The sequence below is a fragment of the Coleofasciculus sp. LEGE 07092 genome, from assembly GCF_015207375.1.
Taxonomy (GTDB): Bacteria; Cyanobacteriota; Cyanobacteriia; order Cyanobacteriales; family Coleofasciculaceae; genus LEGE-07092.
This window is the reverse complement of the sequence record NZ_JADEWY010000018.1, coordinates 1-18,713: the sequence shown is the minus strand read 5'-3', so window position 1 is coordinate 18,713 and position 18,713 is coordinate 1. Positions and strand designations below refer to the sequence as shown.

The following is an 18,713-nucleotide window of genomic DNA, read 5'->3' as shown; positions in this document are numbered from 1 at the left end:
AAAAAACAATTGTATTGACAATTGAACAAAATAATCTTAGCATCAAACCAGAAGCGAAATGGCAATGCCACGGCAATGCCACGGCAAGCTGAAGGCATAGCAATGGCAATCAAGCGGCAAACCCCGAAAAGGAGACTAAAAAATGGCTGAAAACTTTGCTAAACAAGAGTTTGAACTTCCGGCAAACAAGGTAGTGCCGCTTAAAGGCGGGAATGCCACCCTTGCCGCTCTCTCTAGCGAAAACCTGTACACGACCCCAGAGCTAGCGAGTATCTTCGGTGCCTCGACTCGCACAGTGCGGCAATGGGCGGCAGAAGTGCGCTCAGCTTGGAACTGGTTCGATTATTCAGCGTTCAAGCGGCTGGGCAAACACACAGAGTTTGTGCGGCAGCAGATAGCCGATTTGAAGGACTTCCGTGATGCTGGTGGTGTCTATTCTGAATGGAAAGCTAACATCTCTAAGCTTCGTCCTGCTGAGGCTCTAGCATCAAAACCCTCTTCACTGGAGGAAGTAGACCTAGACCCAGAGGAGGGACTAGACCCAGAGGAGCAGTCCCCCTCACTCAGGGGAGGGTTGATTAACTCGAGTCCTTCTCCGATGAGTCGCCCTGATTTTGATTGGCTCTCCCTCTATGACGAAACCAAGGCAGAGTTTGAGGATCAAGAAAACCTTGACAAAGCACTTCTAGAGGAAGTTGAGCAGGTCGAGGCTGAGCTAGAGGAGCAATTTGAGGCGGTAGAACTCAAAGACTTGCAAAATCGCCAGATTCGTCGTCGTCGGGTGGCACGGATGGCAGTAATGCACTCAACAGAGGATTTCCGGGACTACAAGCAAATCTATCAAGCTCACTGGGACTCACTCGAAGCCAAGCACAATGTCCCAAAGCAAGGGGGAAACGGCTCTGGTGGCTCCTCATCAAAGGGCTGATTGTCTTTAGCGTCCCGTTTTTACTCTGAAAAAAGAAAAACAGCAATTTGGAGGACGTACCCGATGAATGAAAACCAATTGCTGGTTCGTAATATCTCCGCAGCACTATCTATGGGTCGCAACGACCTAGCTAAGCAAGGGATAGAGCGACTACAGCAGATACAAGACCTTGAGCTTGAGGCGATCGCCCGTCCCCGCCAAGAGACGCGATCGCCCAAGAACTCCCCAAATCCAAAAGAATCAGGAGCTTTAAATAACCATGATACAAGCACTCAGAGGACTCAGGCAGCAAGCAGAGAGCCTGGGAGTAACTGAAGCCGCGACTTTACCCGAACAAACTATGCGAAAGCGCCATGGTCAGGGCGCAAGAGTGGAGTGTGTGGCATAGCTGGAAAGTGAGCGAGCAACCCTCCACGCCGCAACCCAAAACGCATTGGGGAGAATGTTCTGAAATTCTGGACAAGCAGCAAGCCCATTGAGCAACAACCATTCTTGCGTACCAGGGGCTAGCGGTAAGTTTTTCTTGCTGCTAGCTTCTGCTAAAAGCAATTTTACAAAGGAGCAAGGAAATTATGGTATCTGACAGATTGGCAGCCCAGAGCCAATTCCTACCACGAGGCATCGTCGCCAAAAAACCAGCTAGCCGGGTTCGTTATGCGGACTACGAAGTCCAGAAAATCGAACTAATAGAGGAAAAGTATGCCCATGAATTACGACGGTTAGGGGCAGAAGTTCATTCGGAGAGCATTGGAGCCGACATTGCAGAGATAGGGGTTGAGATAGCCAGCAATGAATACTACCAGACCGAAATCCAAAGGGATATTTCTGAACTCAAGATTGACACAGCATTAGTTCAAAGGGATATCGCCTCAAATATGCTCGAATACGCAGAGAATGAGCTTGATTATATCGAGAATCGCACTCAGCTCATGCTCGAAAAATGGAGCGAGGAATTACGGGGCATAAGCATTGAGGTTGATGTCAGAGAATTCGACAACGATAACTTGGAGCTAATAGCTTCTGCTCGTGGAGTTCCCATCTCTGAGCGGCAGTTCAGAGGGACTCAAGTCAAGGGACTGTTGGAAAGGCTTCTAAGTGTGGGAGGTAACAAATGAACTCTCACCAACGGATAACCGACGAAACGGTAAACCATCATTGGGCGCATTCAGCCAGTGTATTCTTCGCTAGCTCCCTAGCTAGCCGACTGATCAAGATAGCCATCCTACAGAGTTGGACAACTCCAACGCTCGGACGAATATTTGCTTGTACCTGTCTAATGGTAGCAGTGGGTTATTGGGGATTGTGGTTTCTTTCCGAGTTGAACGAAATCATTCCTCGTGAGAACCATCGCAACTTATTCAACAGACGCCGATTTACGTGGGCAGAGATTTTGCAGAAAACAAACTTTCTGGAGCTGACCTATCGGGTATCAGTTTTGAGTTCGTTGGTGCTGGGATTTGCCCTCGGTCAAATCAAGTAAAGGGTAAAGGGGAAGGGGGAATTAGAAGGGAAAGGGAAGAAAAATCCTTTGCCCTTTAACCTTTAACCTTTCCCAGGCGAAGCCCCTTAAATGTGAGGAGGTGTCTATGAGCAGAAGAAAGAATAAATTCCTATTGAGTGTAGCCGGATTGTGTATAGCGCTGTCGGTGGCATCCATACAGGCACGATTTCCCGGTCAGAGGTTAATTATCCTCCTGGTGGGTTTAAGTGCCTCACAGAGCATTATGAGCCGATGTGTGAACATCCAAAGCAAATGGGAGCAGAGGGCTACGGAGCAATGGGAAGAAATTCATTCAAAGTCACAAAAGCTACTGGATGCTGAGGCACAATTCAACTTACAAAAGCAATCGGAGCTTCTAGCTCTCCAAGAAGCCAAAGACGCTTTCACTCGTGAGCGACAGATGCTTTTGGTTGAAGTAGATTCTATCAAGCAGTTCAGTCTGAAGGAGATTGAGAACGAACGGGAAGCTCTAGCTCGTGAGCGACAAATACTTCACCGTGAGGCTCAATCACTTGAAGCCAAAATCCAAGCTGACTTAGATGCACAGAATGCTCTCCTGGATGCCAGAGAAAAGCAGCTTGAGTTAACTAAGCAAAAAGCCAATCAAGCCCTGGAGCGGAAACAGAAAGAAATTTTAGAGGATGCATCCAATCAAATCCGAGAGACGGTAGACAAACTTCAACAATCCCAGCAACGGGCAGCACAACAGTTTCACAAGGAATTGGAGAAAGCCACCAAGAGTGCTGAAATTTGGAAACAGCGGTATTTGCAGGCGGACTCCCCCAAGTTGCCAAAGCGTCGGGAAAATCTAGCAGAGATATATTGTGAAGACTACATCTTTGCCCTGTGGCGATATCAAGTTCACGCCAAATCTGATTCGATTAAGGTTGGTAATAGTTCAGTCAAAACCCAGAGTTATGAAACCATCAAATGTGACTGCGATGACCGTCAACCCGTAGACTTGGCGACTCATTTCGCGTTCTGGCTAAAACTCAGAGACGCGAAACACTATCAGGTATTAAAAACCGATGCACTGAGAGAATGGTGTGCCATCCAGACTAAGACCCCTACCCCCTACTTTGTGATTGAGGAGAAGGAAGGGGTAATCCGGTGCGAGATACCTCAAAAGCACGGATATGTTCCACCCAAGGAGTTGAGGGAAGAAAATCTTGCCAAACAAAAAGAGGAACTTTTTCAGCAAAAATTAAAGGCAAGTGAACCCCCTCTGTCTCATTTTGTAGAGTTCTTAGAAAGATGCCATCAGTTAGCCTTGGTTGGGGCTACAGGCGACGGCAAGACGGTTTTGATAGGAAATATCCTGGGAGTCTTTAACCAGGTCTTAGGAGGCTCTTCCGAGCTGATTGTGACCAACCCCAAGCCTTCAAAGGGAAGTACTTGTTTGGGACAAACCAAGTACAAAAACTTCAAAACAGCCATCTTTGGGCTGCTAGAGGTAGCGGTAGAGATTCAGTACCGACTGAATATTAACGAGAAAGCTATTGAGCAGGGGAGAGAACCTCCAGATCATCCGCCAATAATTTTCTTTTTTGATGAATACAGCCAGATTGCTAGCAAATGGAACTCAGTGAATCAAGACAAGTTTACCCGAACAGTAGAAGCCTTTGCTCAGAGGCTAGACCCAGCACGGCAGAGAATTTTAGAAGAGATAGCCGAAGATATTTCGCCCAAACGATTTGCATCTGAACTGCTGAGATTTTGTTGGCTCTTAGGCAGAAGTGAGAAGGTGAAACTGTTAGTCAGTGGACAGAATTTAATGCCCTCAGTCCTGGGATTAAACGCCCTAGACCTGTGGAATGCCGGATTTATCTGTTTAGGGGATACGGTTAATTGGGCATTTAAGGCGAGAGTGTATGACTGGCAAGTGTCAGACCTGAAAGACCAATATCAGCTTCGGATAGAAGCCGCCGAAAAAGACCCATTACAAGGCTTCTTTGGGCTGTACTGCCCTCCTAAAGCTAAGGCTTATTTTGCTAAAAATCCAGCTCCAAACTCCTATATTTATGGAGAAGTAGAAAAGCCAATTTTTGAGAGCGAAATATCGGTTAAAAATGGGGATAACTCTTTGGGAACTCTTTCTGCGCCCTCGGAAAAAGTAAGAGTTGAGTTACCAGACGGGGAACTGCCAGAAAACAAGGCTGATGAGGATTACAGCGATTCAGTAACCTCGTTAGACCCCCGGAACTGTTTCCCGGAAAAGGACAGTTACGCCGAAAATGCCCTATGGCGGGAACTGGATAACTTTATTAGAAATAGGCGAAAAAAATGGGCGATTGAGAACTTGCTGGGAAAGAGAGGAAGAGAGTACTCGGAGGGCGTAGCCTATTGCGAGTATTTAGCTGAAAAATACGGTCAAACCCATGACGAAGATTAGAACCAAAAGAATTCCATTTCCTTCAATTGAGCCACAAGGCTATTACCACAGCCATAGACACTATGTTTTCTTTCATGCCAAGATTCCGGCTAACGAACAATTTTAAACCATAATCGCGTACTGCAAGACGATGAAAATGGCTGAAAAGCTGGCAAAAAAACTCAATCAAGAAATTGGAGTGACCGTCGATGAAACTTAATCAAAAGGCGAAGGGCAGTGTTTCTCAGAGTCGGAGGCTAGCTAGAGGGAAAAGGCGATCGCACTGTGGGCTACCTTTTCCTCTTCTTAAGCTCCTCAATTTCAGCAGAGAGGGAAGCGATTCTTTGCTCAAGGAAAGCAATTTTTTCATTGATAGCAGTATAGCGTTGCTCAACGGCAGCAAAGTCGCCCCGGATGCGGGTCAGCAAACTTGAGTGAGAGAGGGTTGCTTCTTTTTCGAGACAATCAAGCCCTGCCTCTATTAGAGCAGTGACGATGACAGTTTCGTTGAGGTCTTCATGGTCAGCCAGGAGTTGAATCCGTTCGATTAGCTCAGGGGAAAAGCGGTAAGTTTTTGATTTTTTGGTCTCCATGTCTGGTGTTTAACTTGCAATTGTCTTGCTCATACGCGATTGGGGAAATTGTAATGCTTTAGTAATGCGTAAGCAAGATTAACAAGTTAGAGTTCTAATTCTGGATCGGGATTAGAGGCAGTCTCTCCGTAGGGAGTATCAAACTGATTGGCAGCAAAGACATTTTCTTGATAGCCATCGCTGTAAAGGTCAGTTTGATAGGGAGTATCTCCAGCTCCTAGAGCATTACTGCTGGGAGCGCCATAACCATCGGGTTCAAAGCCCGTGTTGGTTTGAGACTGATAACCTGTTGTTCCGACTTCTGCATAGGTTAGCCCGTCACCATAGCCATTACTGAGACCCACTTCAGGAGATTCGAGTCCGTCACCGTAACCATTACTGAGACCGACTTCAGGGGATTCGAGTCCGTCGCCGTAACCATTACTTAAACCGGGACTAGGAAGAGGATTTGTTTCCCAGCCATTGCCGCTACCATAGCCATTTTCGTAGGGAGTAGACACTTCCTTTAACTCCTAATTCTGCATTCTCCTCCCTAGCTAATCAATGATTCATCTTCTGTGCCTCATACAGGAGTCCTAATTGAGAATCTGACAAGAGTTAGATGAAAAACTGAACGCATTTAGTTAAAATCCTCGCGTCTGCTTGAGAAAAATAAATAAAATCAAGGGAAATGAAGCCACTTATAACCTTTGCACTCGTAAGTAGCGCAACTCTAAGTTTAGTGGGTTGTACCACGGCGGAAAATTCTTCTGATGTTGTTGGGCTTAGCCAGCCAACTGAGAGCAACCAAACGTCCGAACTGCCCATCTATAAAGTTGTGTGGGAGGTTTGCTCTCCAGCAATCGTTGAACCCGAACCTGACACCAATGGATGTGTAAGCCAAACTGCTGTATTGCATGGTGTTAATAATGGGCAAGCTCCAAGCAAGGCTGAATTAGTGTCAACAGGTGATGTTTTTACAAAACCTGATACAAAAAAATACTCGGTCGCGATTGAGTCAGGGGGATGCTTGCAACCGTCACAAGTTGACTCTGGAGAAGTCGATTATTATGAAGTTGAGAAAATCGCTCTTGAAGAAGGTGCTGCCAGACCAGCGGTGAAGATTAAAAGAGTCGAGCGTACCACTTCTCAAGAGGTAGCTGAAATTAGGGCAGATCAAGCCGCCAAAGAAGCTGGACGCTCGATGGTGGTTGGCGGCAGTGCTTGTCCTCAGCTTTAACAACTGTACAATTTGTACACCCAAGAAAATCAGGAGTCTGGTGTAGGTACGGCAGGGAGAAAAACCGTGAAAGTACTGCCCTTGCCTGTCTGACTGGATACGCCGATTGAACCACCATGGCGATTAACGATTTGCCTTACCAGGAACAATCCTACCCCTGAACCAACTTGCTGGAGATGATGGGCTTGGCGATAGCGCTCAAAAATAGAAGAGTGGTTATGAGGAGCGATGCCGCATCCTGTATCCCGAACAACAAACAGAGCCTGATCTGAGTCTTGGCGGCACTCTACTACGACCTGCCCAAAGTGAGTGAATTTGATGGCATTGTCTATCAGATTCCGAATGGCGCGTCTCAAATTGGTGCGATCGCCAAAAACATAGACGTTTGAGAGTTCCTGCTTGAAGGGTAAGCTCTTAGCTTGAGCAATAGGAAGCATTTCATCAGCGACCTGCCCGATAAGCTCGGCTAAATTGAGAGAACGAAACTGGAAATGTTTGGTACTGTTATCATAGTGAGATAGTTCCAGTAAATTATCAATCATCATCAATAATCTTTGATTATTAATGCGTAAAGAGACAATTGAGGCGGCGGCGGATTCTCCCAGTTTTGGGTCTTGACAGAGAAGAGATAGTGTCTGCTCAGCAGCTATTAAGGGAATTTGGAGTTCGTTGAGTCTCCAAAGTAAATCCTGGTGTTGCTTGTGGAGCTGGCTATTTGACATTCAAGACATTAAGATAACTGTTCGACTAAAGTGGAGAGCTGCTTATATATTTCTTGTAGCTGGAGCTGCAATAAGGGATGGTTTTCCACTTCGACAGACTTGAGCTTCAGTAAAAGAGACTCAATATCTTGAATTTTGACAGTAGAAGCTGAAGGAAAATCGGCAAGTACTTCCCTCTTGCCTGCCTGTTGCCCGTTTTCTTCTTTGTGATATGGGGTTGCGTTGACGTTCTCACCCTTGTTCCCCTTATCTTCTACTACGTTTGAGAGCAACTTGGTAGGAGTTGCTGTTGTTGCTGGTAATACGTTACTAGCAGTAGCCTTTCTGGTTCTAGAACTACTGGTTCTAGGACTACTGGTTCTAGGACTACTGGTTCTAGGACTACTGGTTCTAGGACTACTGGTTCTAGGACTACTGGTTCTAGGACTACTGGTTCTAGGACTACTGGTTCTAGGACTAGGATAAGTTCTTGGATTGCTGCGACTATTGAGATTAGCGGGGTCAAGCTGATTAATTTGCTCATTCAGTTGGCGGCTTGACCACGATTGATCTAAAACTTTGAAAAGCATCGCCTGCCTGGTGTCAGGAGAACCGATTCTTCGCAATTGCAAGGCATGGGATGCTGAGATTTTGCCTTGAGCCAGGGGAAGTTTGAGGTCTGGCGGCAGAGACAACAGGGGCAGTTTGTGATTATTAAAGCTTTTGGGATTGAGGTGGTGAGACAGAAAAACCTGCCGCACCGCCAGGTATTGAGCTTGCTGAGTTGGGTCATCAAGCTGACTAACAACGTTGTTAGAGAAAGAGAGTTTGTTGTTGTTGAGGATTGATGAAATGATGGTAGCAGCATCTTGTACCGATTTCTGGAGGCGGAGGGCAATGATCCGGACAATTGCCTCAACTTCTTCAAGGGGACTGAGGGATTGATGGTGCAAGTTGTCAGCTAAGGAAATGTTTAAAACATCGGCATCATCTAGCTCTCCGAAGCCATAGACAATTGCCTTAATCCGCTTCAAATCAAGATTCAGTGCTGCCTTGTGCCGCCGCTGACCACAGATGACCTCGATAATTTCACCACGCTTGCTTTTTGGCTCAGAGTATCCAATCACCCGACAAATAAGGGGCTGAATTTGTCCAATGGCTCTGATACTTGCTTCTATTGCTTCTTGTTGTTGGACTGAGCAATCATACTTCCTGATGGTCAGGGGGGAAGGTGAAAGCTGCTTAGGATCTTCAAGTTCAATCAGAACAGGAATAGTCTGGTGTGTTCTACCCATGCCCTTTGTTTTGTTTTAACTTAGCGATACTGACTTAATAGCACAGCCGCCTGAGAGACTAACTATAACCACAGGTAGAGGCGCAGACTATCCCAAAGAGCAGGATTGGCTAGAAGAAAATAGCTTAAAAAAAATTATAAGCTGGCAGCACACTGCCAGAAGCTGAAGCTGTTGCGGCACTTCCATCGGCATCAGAATCTGAGGAAGAACCGGAAATTGAACGTTAATAAATAGGAGAAATAGCTGTGAGTGACTCCCGAAAAGTACTCCCTCGAACCCGTACTGCTGAAAGCGACGCAATAGAAAGACAATTCCTATTGTTTTGGCAAAAACTTTGCCATCAATATCAGATAAAATCAGCCGATCTCCCCTTCATTTCTATCCTAGGAGGCGTGGCAATTTACCTATTCATCAAAGAACCCGTCGTTTTAGCCGTAGGGGGACTCGCGGCGGTAGTTGGGCTGGGCTTGTGGTACATAGCCAAAGCCATTCCCATTGTTGAGCGGTGGTTAGGAGCCAAAATCCGATTTTGGCATATTGCTAGTGTCATCATTGCAATAACCGCTGTTTTTGGCATTTTCGACACGCCAGCGAGAGCAATATTCCTATCTGGCTTAGAGCAGTTCATGATTGATATTGCCTCACAAGCAGGTGAGGCGGCTGGTGGAGAAGGAATCCAAGAAGATACCATTACCCTCATTTTCAACATTATTCGGGGGGTATTTCTGTTGCTAGTTGGAGCTGCCGCATTATTTGCTTATAACCAGGCACAGCAGGGCAACGACTGGCGACCCATTGTCACTCAAATTGGATTAGCGTTTGGCATTGTTCTGGCAATAGATGTAATCACTTTCCTCTTTATTGGTGATGGCTCTGGCGCGGGTGGCACTTAAGTAGATGAGTGTAAAGAAATGGACAAGCAAAAACGCAATCCGGATAGAGATTTCATCAAGGTCAATCAAATTCTCGGTCAGCAGGCAAGTATTGGATTTATTCCTGCCAATCAAATCCTGCCTTGGATAGCACTGACTCTAATTGCCTACCTGCTGACCAATTTTTTCTTGAGCTTGGGAATGCCAGCATTCTTTCTGACTGCATTTTGGCTAGTTGTCTCTTGGTGGCTATTGACGGGAAAACGACCCCATCTATTTACTGATCGATTTCGTCGTCCCCCTGGACATGAGTGGTGCAATGCGGGAAGACTATACGTTCCCTTGACAGCCTCCAAGCGGCGCGAATTATTTGGTGATAGTAGTCATCAGGTCAATAACAAGTCGAAACTCAAGCCAATTATTATCTCAAAGCCAAGGGGCAAAGGGAGGTACAAATTCATGCCATTTGAAAATGAAGCGGATATTTGCTGTTTGGTAGAAATTCAAAAGAAAGACCGGAAAGTTTCGGGAATATTGCTCCGAAAAGGTCAAACGTATCAAGTTGTTTTTGCCTTCCGAGTTAAGGGGCTACACGATATTCTCTACAGCCATGAAGTGAGTGCAGCGGCTCAAAACTTGGAAGCTGGATTTAAAGAACTACCGAAGGGCGAAAAACTCACTTTATATTGTGGCTGCCACAGCCTCGACCAAGATAGGCAAAGTGAGTTAGATTTAGCCGCTCAAAATTGCCGCTTCCCGGCTATTTCAGTTCTTATCCGCAACGAACAAAAACGGATTCAGGAATTGAAACGAGCTGGACAGCGACAAGAATGGGAACAGATACTCTTTTGTACCTGGACAGCGAATGAAAAAGCGCAGGGGCAAAATCGAGATGCTTTGGGAAAAACGATTGATTGGGTTACCAATCGTTGGAGTTCATTTTGGGGAACGCTCAGTGGAAATAATTTGACAGCCAGTGAACAATTTTATACACAATTACTCCTGAAAGCCTTTGAATCAGGAATGATTCATTGGGAAGTGCTTCTTAGCACGAAAATGAACTTGCAAATTAGACCCTTGCAAACGGAGGAGATTTGGCATTGGCTCTGGCAGCGATTTAACGACACCCCAGCGCCAGACGTTCCCCAGGTGCTGAGGCTTGTGGAAACCCGTAATGGCTTCAAGTTGCAGGAAGAAATTAGAAACGAAAAACACATTACTAGCCTGTTAATTCAGGGAGAAAAAGGGCGGACAGCCTGCCCAGAACATCGCTCCAGTCCTGACCGAGTTTATCTAACGGGAAAGGGCAAAGAAGTTGGGGTACTAACGATGTTTGAACCCCCTCCTGGCTGGAGCAGTATTCGCCAGCAGCTTCGCTTCGTTTGGGATATTATGTCCAACTCTTATATCAAAGATACCGAAGCGTGGATTGAGTTGACCCCTGGAAACAAATTTGTCGCGATTGATAACTTACGCCGGATATCAAAGCAGTCTAAAGCCGCACGACAGCGGAGCGTCAAAAAGGGGCAAGGCAGAGATGTTGGTGCGGAACTCAAGCAGCAGGAATCCTTTGAAGCTCAAGCTAGATTGCTTCAGGGGACTAAGCCCCTCAAGGTAGGGGCAGCGTTCCTAGTCTATCGAAATAATGTAGAAGATTTAAACAACGCCTGCTCAGTTCTGGCGAACAGTTTCGGGTCGGCTAAAGTAATTCGGGAGCGTAATATTGCTTGGGAAATCTGGCTACAAACGCTGCCAATTACCTTTAAATGGCTCCTGCATAGCAGTCAATCCCTATCTGAGCGACGCCTGACCCTAGACAGTACTACAGTCAGTGGAGTTGTGCCGCTGACCATCCCACGCTCTATCGATAACCGGGGGATAGAGTTCATTTCCCATCGAGGCGGTAAGCCTCTGTACGTGGATATCATGCACTCTGATACTCGTCGGGCATTGTTGGTCGGGGAATCGGGTTCTGGGAAGTCGATTTTAGGGTGTCGATTTGCCATCGAAGCATTGGCTTACAATATCCCGGTGGTAGGAATGGATATCTCCTCTGGTGGCGAATCTACTTTCAAAACCTTCATTGAACTATTGGGAGACGACGGAGCCTACTACGATATTTCCTCGGGTTCCTCAAATTTAATGGAACCTCCAGACCTGAGAAAATTTGATAAAAAAGAGCGCTCACGGCGTAAGGAATCCTGGAAAGAATCACTGAGACGGGCGCTACTGGCAATCGCGATGGGGAAAATAAAAGCGCCTCACCTTCAGCAGCGGGTGGATTCAATCCTGATTCGGATGCTGGATGTTTTTCTCAAAGATCCAGAAATCATCAAGCGTTACAATGAAGCCTTTACTGGGGGATGGAAATCTGATAAGTGGCAGCAAATGCCAACCCTAAGCGACCTCTTACGATTCTGTTCAAGAGAGCGGTTAAATCTCAAGAATTTTGAGGACTTAGATAAAGCTGCAATTAACCAAATTCACAGCCAAATTAGTGCGCTGTTGGCATCTCGATTAGGGAAAGCTGTAAGTCGCCCTAGTACCTTCAGTCCTAATCCGGCGATTAAGTTCTTTGCCCTCTCCGGACTCGGCAACGAAAATGATGCCTACATCTTGGCAATTAACGCCCATGCTGCTTGTATGCGAAATGCGCTCTCTCATCCGAAAAGCTTATTTATTGGGGATGAGTTATCCGTTCTATTCCATAAGGAAGGATTCGCCAATATGGTGGGGGAATTGTGCGCTACGGGCAGGAAAGATGGCATTAGTCTGTGCCTAATTACTCAGGATTACGACACAATTTGTGATGCCAGTGCTGGCGCTCAAATTATGCAAAATATGACCTATAAACTATCGGGACGACTAACCAATGCTGGGGTAGCCGCCGCCCAACGCTATCTCAATTATCCCCCTGCCATCATTAGCGCCAATGCAACAGAATCCTTTATCCCCAAGCGTAGCGGCTTGTATTCAACTTGGTTAATTGAAGCAGGGGGACGCTTCTGGCGCTCCCGCTACTATCCCGGTGAAATGACCCTAGCGTGTGTTGCTAATCACAACGAAGAGAAGGCAGCACGTCAACGAGTTTTGGTTCAATATCCTAATGATTTAATTGGTCAGTTGAAAGGATTGCAGGCGTTTACTCAAGCGTACATTCCTGCCTTAAAAGACGGTCGTGGGTTTAAACATCTTGGTCGTCAGCAAGATTTTAAGAACAGCCGGAATAAAAACTTTTCTCATGTAGCTTAAAGGTAAAGGAGGTTGATACTATCAATTTTCAACAAGGGGTAAGAATTTTGATTCCTATCATCCTATTGATAGGACTGGTTGCTCCTCAACCTGTCTCAAGTCAAGAGGCTGATGAGGAGAAGACCACGACTTCTAATGATGGTGTTGAATCCGTTGATAACGAGGTTAATGATGCCGTGAATGATGCGACAGATGACATCAACAATGCAACCAACGATATCAATGAGGCGATTGATGGTATTAATTCTGACATCAATGAGACAGTAGCGCCTGTCGAAAACACCATTAGCGATGTCGAAGATACCATTAGTGATGTTAATGATAACGTCAATGATGCCATTGAACCTATTGAGGGTGCGATTGATAACATTACGGGGATTGTTGATGACCTGAGTGGATTGTTCGACGATATTCTTGGTGATAGCGGTGGAAAAGGAGTTGGAAGCAACTCGAATACAGCATCAGGTATCGGAGGTTCCATTCAGAGCTTTTTCCGAGACATTACTGGCTGGATCAATTCCGAGCCAGACATTCAAGTTGCTACTTCGTTGAATGGCGATGGAGCCTCGCTCCAAGCCCAAAAAATCGAAAGTGTCAAAGGAGCTGCTCAAATCCCTGACTTAAAGAATCTTAAAAAACAAGTCATGGAGGATAAGTCTGGAACCCCTGGACAGCGGCTAAGCCAAAACCTGGAAACCAAAGGCGAAAGCATCTCCTACGCCAATCGAGACGACTACAACCAACAGGTTGAACGTCGAGCTACCCTAGGAATTGCTTACGGCTCTGCCATTAGCCAAGAGGCGCAGCAGCAGATAATTGAGCGCCAGGAAAAGAGCCAGGAAAATACGCAAAAAGCAGCGGCAGTTGTCGCCAATAGCATCAAGGCGGCTCAGCAAAGTGGCTCTTTAGCTAAAAGCAATCAACAATTGGCTCAAGAATCCCAAGAGTTGGATGTTACTCAGCAAATTATGCAGAATATTTCAGCCCAGACGGGACTGATATCCCAACAGGAATTTGCTCAATCTATTCAACTGGCGGTACTGGCTGACCAAAATGGCAGATTAGCCCAAACCAACCAAGCTTTGCTGGAAGAGGAATATCAAGGGCGAATTGATAGAGCCTACGAAAATGTTCTGACAGCACAAATTGCCAAAGAAGTCTCCGCCAGCACCACAGCCGAACGGCGTCGTAGCGTCTCGGCTGGAAATTTGGCATCTCAGCAGCTTGGGATGACGATGCTTGCTGGTAATCGCCCTCTAGTTCAACGTTAAAGAAAGTAGGAACGATGTATCTTCTCGCTCAAGCTGATCCAACGGAAGCGGGACTAAAAATTCTCAAGGCTTCCGTTGACTTAGCCCAAAACACAGCCGACTCTTGGAATCAGGTGTGGGAGTCGGTTATTAACCCAGATAATGTATTGTGGTCTGGAATTATTCAACTCGGACTGCTGATTGCTGCCCTTTCAATTCTCTATTTGGCGATGACCCAAGGTGTAGAAATTGTACAGCGGCAGGACTGGGGTGGACTGCCAGCAATGCTGGTTCCTCCCATTGTGATTGCTTTTTTTCTAGGAGCCAACGGCAATCTGTTAGCCGACACGGTGTTACTGACCCGAACTTATGCCTACAACCGGGTCAACGAGGTTCTCGAAATCCAGCTAATAGATACTACCTTTCAGCAAGCCATTAATAAACTCGCGATAACCAATGCTGCACGGCAGCAAATTGAAAATTTGTACTACGAATGTACAACCAAAGTGGGTTTTGAGATGCAGGACTGCTACCGGGAAAAGTATCCCATTGCTCAGCAAATTGTTGCTGACGCTGAAGAACAAGCTGGGGTGCTAAATGCCTTAAGAGAGTTCATCTCTAACCTTTCAATTTTATCGGCGGAAGAAAGTCTCGATTTGGTCTTAGATCCGGGGCAGTTTTTGCGGGATAAAACTATTCCCATTATTCGGACAATTTTATGGGCAGTTCAGTGGAGCTTTGTCAATATTTTGGAGGCATCTCTGCTCCTAACGGCGTTACTCTCTCCCCTGGCATTTGGCGCGTCCTTAATTCCGATTCAAGGAAGACCAGCAATTGGCTGGGCAACGAGTTATATCAGCCTCTTTGGAGTGCAACTGTCTTACAATATTTTAGTGGGTTTAATTGCCACTATTATAGTGGGTTCTGGCGGTGAACTCATTAGCGATTTGGCTTTTAGTTTCTTTGTGTCTTTATTCGCCCCTGTGTTGGCTTTAACCTTAGTTGGAGGGGGTGGAATTGCCATTTATCGAGCTATCTCTGCCAATGTTGGCTCTCTCAAGAGTTTAACGTCAGATTTGTTAACTACAGTGGTTAGGAGTTCAATCTGATGCCATCGATAAAAGAGCAAGTTCGTGAACAAGTTAATAAGCCGATTCTTCCTAAAGCCAGAAATATTCTGGCGGTATGCTTTCTGGCTTTGACTGGATTAACAGCTATCTCGATAGTTCTAGATTTATATGCAGCCGCCAAGGTTAACGCTGTTGCCAAGCGACGGACAACCTTTGCACAACTTGTAGATGGCAAGACTATCTATATTTCCGAGGAAAAAGCTAATTTCAGATATCCACAGACGATTAAAAATTTTGTGGAAAAATGGACACAGTTAGCCCTAAACTGGGAACAGAAAATTCCGGGAACTAACCAGACTGATCCAGGATTTCGGGTTGAGCGGGGCAAAGTTCCTCTGAGTACTTATTTCGCCACCCTATTAATGGAGCCAGAATTTGGAAAGGCATCTCTGCCCAAATTGGCAGAATTAGTGCCTCCTGGTATTTTTTCAGGACAGGCAAGACAGACGGTTATTATTAGTTATTTGTCCGAGCCACGGGAAATGGCTCCAGGAACGTGGGAAGTTGATATGGTTGCCACCAGAGTATTGGTGGATTTGGAGATAGGGAAAGACGAGAGAATTCCTTTTAACCGTACCTTCCGATTGAAAGCAACACCCATTCAAGAACCCACGTTTGGGGAAGATTCAAATTCTTTTGAGAAAAAAGCCTACGAGCTGAGGAGTGCTGGCTTAGAGATTGTCCGAATGAGTGAATATATTCCTGAGTAGGAGACAAGGTAGATGGCATCAGGAGAAAAACTAGCTGATATTGATGAATTGTTTGAAGAAGGGAACAGGGAAGAGGGGATAGGCAACAGTGAAGGTGTTGAAGAAGGGAACAGGGAACAGGGAATAGACAACAGTGAAGGTGAATTGGATGAGGTATCAAAGGCGCAACACTATGAAGACTCTGATACTCCACCCTTAGATCCAGAGTTGAGCAAGCAACTGGCTGGATACGATGAGGAAGAGGATCAGCTTCTCCAGGAAGAAGATATGCTGCTCCAGGATGAAGAGCAGCCATCAGAACGCCCCTTCTCCGAACAGGGAATCGTGCGAATGGGATTTATTCTCCTGGCTACGGGAGCGATAGTGCTGATTGGAATCCTGTTGTGGAATGTGTTTATCAGCCGCAAGCCTTCACCTGAACAAGCGTCCTCTCCTAAAACAGAAGAAGAAACGACGTTTGAGCAAGACGAGACGGGTGAATTAAAAGCTCAGATGGCGTTTAATGAGCAACGAAAATCTATCCGCGATAATCAAGCGCAAGAGACACAGACGAGAGAAACTCCTGAACCGTCCCAGCCATCCGAGGCTGAAAAATCCGAATCACCTTCTGATCAGCAACAAGAACAAATTGCGCCATCTCAACCCCCGCCTACAGTATCGCCCTCCTCGACTCGACCCCGGCGAACGTTTTCTGACATCCCTGACCCAAAACCGCCTCAAACTCCGCCATCTTCACCGCCATCGCTATCATCTCCCCCTGTCCCCGACCAGAGTGAGACTAGACCAAGCTCTATTCGGGTATTTTCATCTCCTCCATCCCCACCTGCACCGGAAGCACAAGCACAACCAGAGCAAGAGGAAATTGATCCGTTTGCTCGATGGGAAAAGCTAGCCACATTAGGGCAAAGTCGAGTGTCCTCATCCTCTGAAGCAGGTGCAGTGGATGCAGGTACGGATGGGGCAATCTCCGCAGTCGGTTCAACGTCTTCAGCTCCTGTATCGGTTGAATACCCCAACTCAGAGCGTCAGGTTACAGGCAACAACCCAACCCCGTCAGATTCTACACGAAGTATTCCCACCGTCGTTATCGGCTCCCGATCTGCTTTACCCAATCCTTCTGTCCCCAATCAGCCGTTTTCTAGTCCAGGAGAAAAGGGCATTATCCTCAATCGTCGGACTGTGCAAAGAACGGCTATCGCTTCTAGGGAGGTTTCCCCTGAAATGGTGACTAGCCCCACCAACTCCTATAAACAAGTGGCGATTGGGACTTCTGCCTCTGGCAAAGTAGCTGTGCCAATGTATTGGGACTCCGGTGGTACACCATTGCCGCAAAAATATGTAATTACGTTGACCGAACCTCTGCGGAGCGTGAACGGTCGAGTAGCCCTGCCAAAGGGGACAGCTCTAATTACTGAGATTGTATCGGTTTCGTCCAATCGGTTGGTCAATCAGCAAGTCGTAGCGATTGTGTATGAACTTGATGGGCAGATTGTGCAGCAACAAATTGATCCGCTGGCGCTCTCAATTCGGGGAGCCGATAACAGACCGTTAATAGCCTCCGGTTATTTTGACCCAGGTCCAGATATTGCCAAGCAAGATATTCTGATTTCTGTCCTCAGTTCAGTCGGTAAAATCGGCGAGATAGTGAACCTGCCAGAAACTGTTTCAAGTGCTTCATCTGGCACAAGCAGCGGGGGAGACGGCACCACCAGCACAACGACGACGACGACCACAACGACCAGAGACTCCCCTGACTTGCTAGCCGCCGCCTTGCAGGGCTTCTTTCAGCCCTTGGCGGAGCGACTTCAAGAGCGTTCATCTAGCCAGACTCAGGAACGTCTCTCTCGCCCCAATATCGCCATTGTGCCAAAAGGAACGCCTGTCTCTGTGGTTGTTGAGTCTTTTATGTTTGTCCAATGATGCGTCGGTTAATTCTTAGTTTGAGTTTTTCTCTATTGACAATGGGAGTGATGGTTCCCCCCCAAGGAGCGCACGCCCAAACTCCTGCACTGCGAACGGTATCTCGCTCTGATGCGGTGTCTCAATCGTTGAAGGTTAATCTCTATCCGGGTCGAGCAACGGCTATTGATTTTTCCCAAACGGATGAGGTGATTAGCTCGATCTTGTTGGCAGACCAGTCTAAAATCACCTACACAACCGACTACCCGATAGAGTCGCATCAATCCCAGACCCTGTTCCTGCGGCGCATCGAGCCACTGGAATTTCCTGGTGCGACTGAGGCATATATTACCAACCTCTGGGTGAAAACGCGATCGCTTTCTGGGACAGAGCGCCTCTATGCCTTTGACCTAGTTCCCGCTTTAGCCAGTGGTGAGGGTGTGGGCATTGATTATGGGGTGCAAATTCTGCCGGATGAAAAGATAGCCGCATCTGATGTAGCTTCGTCCCACTCAGCTCTCAATCCTGATGTTTTAATTGTTAGCAAAAATCGTCAAGTTTCCATCCTAGATATTGAGAGAGGATTAAACGTGGCGATCGCTAGGGGGTATACTCCTGCTGATGACCCTATTGTGTACCAGGTTGAGAGCTTTCTTGTCCAAGTTCGTAACACCTCCCTCACGCTCCAGGAAGCGGCTCAGCAGACGGGGCTGTCGTTGCTAGTATTAACTAAGCTAGGTGAGTTGGGGCTTAATGAGCCATTGGCAACAGAAAAGCCATTTTCCGCCTCGGATTCCTTGAATGCTAGAGAAAACGAGTCAGGGGAAATCCAACCCATTCCCCTGTCTATTGAGCATTTCCTCCTAGACTAGTACAGCGCGGCGTAAATAGAGTACCCATTAAACTGCTAAGACCTTACCCTTGTAATGTAAGTCCACTTGAATGGCTTCTATAGAACCCATTTGAGATCTCAGGAAGTGGCTGCAAGCCGC

At 46.7% G+C, this 18,713-nt stretch carries 18 protein-coding genes; 14 read left to right on the top strand and 4 right to left on the bottom strand.

What is annotated here, in order from left to right:
* Window positions 1–21: 21 nt before the first annotated feature.
* From IQ257_RS30675 to IQ257_RS06640, 6 genes are all read left to right on the top strand, one after another.
* On the top strand, window positions 22–150 hold the full coding sequence (locus tag IQ257_RS30675) for a hypothetical protein (RefSeq protein WP_265584439.1): 129 nt from the start codon (window positions 22–24) through the stop codon (window positions 148–150).
* Window positions 143–928 carry a hypothetical protein gene (locus IQ257_RS06660; protein ID WP_193872326.1) on the top strand — a complete coding sequence of 262 codons (786 nt, stop codon included), beginning with the start codon at window positions 143–145 and terminating at the stop codon, window positions 926–928. The genes IQ257_RS30675 and IQ257_RS06660 overlap by 8 nt, the downstream gene beginning before the upstream one ends.
* Window positions 929–991: 63 nt before the next feature.
* The gene (locus IQ257_RS06655) at window positions 992–1,243 is read left to right on the top strand and encodes a hypothetical protein (RefSeq protein ID WP_193872325.1); all 252 of its coding nucleotides are present in this window, start codon (window positions 992–994) and stop codon (window positions 1,241–1,243) included.
* 257 nt (window positions 1,244–1,500) lie between these two features.
* Window positions 1,501–2,043 carry a hypothetical protein gene (locus IQ257_RS06650; protein WP_193872324.1) on the top strand — a complete coding sequence of 181 codons (543 nt, stop codon included), beginning with the start codon at window positions 1,501–1,503 and terminating at the stop codon, window positions 2,041–2,043.
* The gene (locus IQ257_RS06645; protein ID WP_193872323.1) at window positions 2,040–2,408 is read left to right on the top strand and encodes a hypothetical protein; all 369 of its coding nucleotides are present in this window, start codon (window positions 2,040–2,042) and stop codon (window positions 2,406–2,408) included. Before IQ257_RS06650 ends, IQ257_RS06645 begins: the two co-directional genes overlap by 4 nt.
* Window positions 2,409–2,514: 106 nt before the next feature.
* Entirely contained in the window at window positions 2,515–4,821 is a 2,307-nt protein-coding gene (locus tag IQ257_RS06640) for a hypothetical protein (protein ID WP_193872322.1), read from the top strand.
* A 269-nt stretch (window positions 4,822–5,090) separates the two neighbouring features.
* On the opposite strand, the gene IQ257_RS06635 is transcribed toward IQ257_RS06640, so the two are convergent.
* A complete protein-coding gene (locus IQ257_RS06635; RefSeq protein ID WP_193872321.1) occupies window positions 5,091–5,393 on the bottom strand; it encodes a DUF465 domain-containing protein in 303 nt (100 codons plus the stop codon).
* Between the two features lie 86 nt (window positions 5,394–5,479).
* A complete protein-coding gene (locus IQ257_RS29850; protein ID WP_228060483.1) occupies window positions 5,480–5,893 on the bottom strand; it encodes a hypothetical protein in 414 nt (137 codons plus the stop codon).
* 170 nt (window positions 5,894–6,063) lie between these two features.
* On the opposite strand from IQ257_RS29850, the gene IQ257_RS06625 reads away from it, so the two are divergent.
* Window positions 6,064–6,612 (top strand): hypothetical protein, encoded by a 549-nt coding sequence (locus tag IQ257_RS06625; RefSeq protein WP_193872320.1) that lies wholly within the window; start codon window positions 6,064–6,066, stop codon window positions 6,610–6,612.
* A gap of 29 nt (window positions 6,613–6,641) precedes the next feature.
* Here IQ257_RS06625 and IQ257_RS06620 read toward each other — a convergent pair whose 3' ends face one another.
* Both IQ257_RS06620 and IQ257_RS06615 read right to left on the bottom strand, forming a co-directional pair.
* Window positions 6,642–7,334 carry a sensor histidine kinase gene (locus IQ257_RS06620; protein WP_193872318.1) on the bottom strand — a complete coding sequence of 231 codons (693 nt, stop codon included), beginning with the start codon at window positions 7,332–7,334 and terminating at the stop codon, window positions 6,642–6,644.
* A gap of 8 nt (window positions 7,335–7,342) precedes the next feature.
* Window positions 7,343–8,608, bottom strand: coding sequence for a ParB/RepB/Spo0J family partition protein (locus IQ257_RS06615; protein ID WP_193872316.1), 1,266 nt, complete (start codon window positions 8,606–8,608; stop codon window positions 7,343–7,345).
* Between the two features lie 245 nt (window positions 8,609–8,853).
* On the opposite strand from IQ257_RS06615, the gene IQ257_RS06610 reads away from it, so the two are divergent.
* From IQ257_RS06610 to IQ257_RS06580, 7 genes are read left to right on the top strand one after another with little or no spacing between them, the layout of a single operon-like run.
* Entirely contained in the window at window positions 8,854–9,501 is a 648-nt protein-coding gene (locus tag IQ257_RS06610) for a hypothetical protein (RefSeq protein ID WP_193872314.1), read from the top strand.
* 18 nt (window positions 9,502–9,519) lie between these two features.
* A complete protein-coding gene (locus IQ257_RS06605) occupies window positions 9,520–12,732 on the top strand; it encodes a hypothetical protein (protein ID WP_193872312.1) in 3,213 nt (1,070 codons plus the stop codon).
* A gap of 47 nt (window positions 12,733–12,779) precedes the next feature.
* Complete coding sequence (locus IQ257_RS06600) at window positions 12,780–14,003, top strand: hypothetical protein (protein ID WP_193872310.1); 1,224 nt, start codon at window positions 12,780–12,782, stop codon at window positions 14,001–14,003.
* 14 nt (window positions 14,004–14,017) lie between these two features.
* On the top strand, window positions 14,018–15,091 hold the full coding sequence (locus IQ257_RS06595; RefSeq protein ID WP_193872307.1) for a hypothetical protein: 1,074 nt from the start codon (window positions 14,018–14,020) through the stop codon (window positions 15,089–15,091).
* A complete protein-coding gene (locus IQ257_RS06590; RefSeq protein ID WP_193872305.1) occupies window positions 15,091–15,822 on the top strand; it encodes a hypothetical protein in 732 nt (243 codons plus the stop codon). The genes IQ257_RS06595 and IQ257_RS06590 overlap by 1 nt, the downstream gene beginning before the upstream one ends.
* A gap of 12 nt (window positions 15,823–15,834) precedes the next feature.
* Window positions 15,835–17,742, top strand: coding sequence for a TrbI/VirB10 family protein (locus IQ257_RS06585; protein ID WP_193872303.1), 1,908 nt, complete (start codon window positions 15,835–15,837; stop codon window positions 17,740–17,742).
* Window positions 17,739–18,593, top strand: a complete 855-nt coding sequence (locus tag IQ257_RS06580) for a hypothetical protein (RefSeq protein WP_193932972.1) — start codon at window positions 17,739–17,741, stop codon at window positions 18,591–18,593. Before IQ257_RS06585 ends, IQ257_RS06580 begins: the two co-directional genes overlap by 4 nt.
* Window positions 18,594–18,713: the final 120 nt, after the last annotated feature.

Coding starts and splice junctions, on each gene's coding strand:
- IQ257_RS06660 (WP_193872326.1), top strand. CDS start 143: ATGGCTGAAAACTTTGCTAAACAAGAGTTTGAACTTCCGGCAAACAAG.
- IQ257_RS06655 (WP_193872325.1), top strand. CDS start 992: ATGAATGAAAACCAATTGCTGGTTCGTAATATCTCCGCAGCACTATCT.
- IQ257_RS06650 (WP_193872324.1), top strand. CDS start 1,501: ATGGTATCTGACAGATTGGCAGCCCAGAGCCAATTCCTACCACGAGGC.
- IQ257_RS06645 (WP_193872323.1), top strand. CDS start 2,040: ATGAACTCTCACCAACGGATAACCGACGAAACGGTAAACCATCATTGG.
- IQ257_RS06640 (WP_193872322.1), top strand. CDS start 2,515: ATGAGCAGAAGAAAGAATAAATTCCTATTGAGTGTAGCCGGATTGTGT.
- IQ257_RS06635 (WP_193872321.1), bottom strand. CDS start 5,393: ATGGAGACCAAAAAATCAAAAACTTACCGCTTTTCCCCTGAGCTAATC.
- IQ257_RS06625 (WP_193872320.1), top strand. CDS start 6,064: ATGAAGCCACTTATAACCTTTGCACTCGTAAGTAGCGCAACTCTAAGT.
- IQ257_RS06620 (WP_193872318.1), bottom strand. CDS start 7,334: ATGTCAAATAGCCAGCTCCACAAGCAACACCAGGATTTACTTTGGAGA.
- IQ257_RS06615 (WP_193872316.1), bottom strand. CDS start 8,608: ATGGGTAGAACACACCAGACTATTCCTGTTCTGATTGAACTTGAAGAT.
- IQ257_RS06605 (WP_193872312.1), top strand. CDS start 9,520: ATGGACAAGCAAAAACGCAATCCGGATAGAGATTTCATCAAGGTCAAT.
- IQ257_RS06595 (WP_193872307.1), top strand. CDS start 14,018: ATGTATCTTCTCGCTCAAGCTGATCCAACGGAAGCGGGACTAAAAATT.
- IQ257_RS06590 (WP_193872305.1), top strand. CDS start 15,091: ATGCCATCGATAAAAGAGCAAGTTCGTGAACAAGTTAATAAGCCGATT.
- IQ257_RS06585 (WP_193872303.1), top strand. CDS start 15,835: ATGGCATCAGGAGAAAAACTAGCTGATATTGATGAATTGTTTGAAGAA.
- IQ257_RS06580 (WP_193932972.1), top strand. CDS start 17,739: ATGATGCGTCGGTTAATTCTTAGTTTGAGTTTTTCTCTATTGACAATG.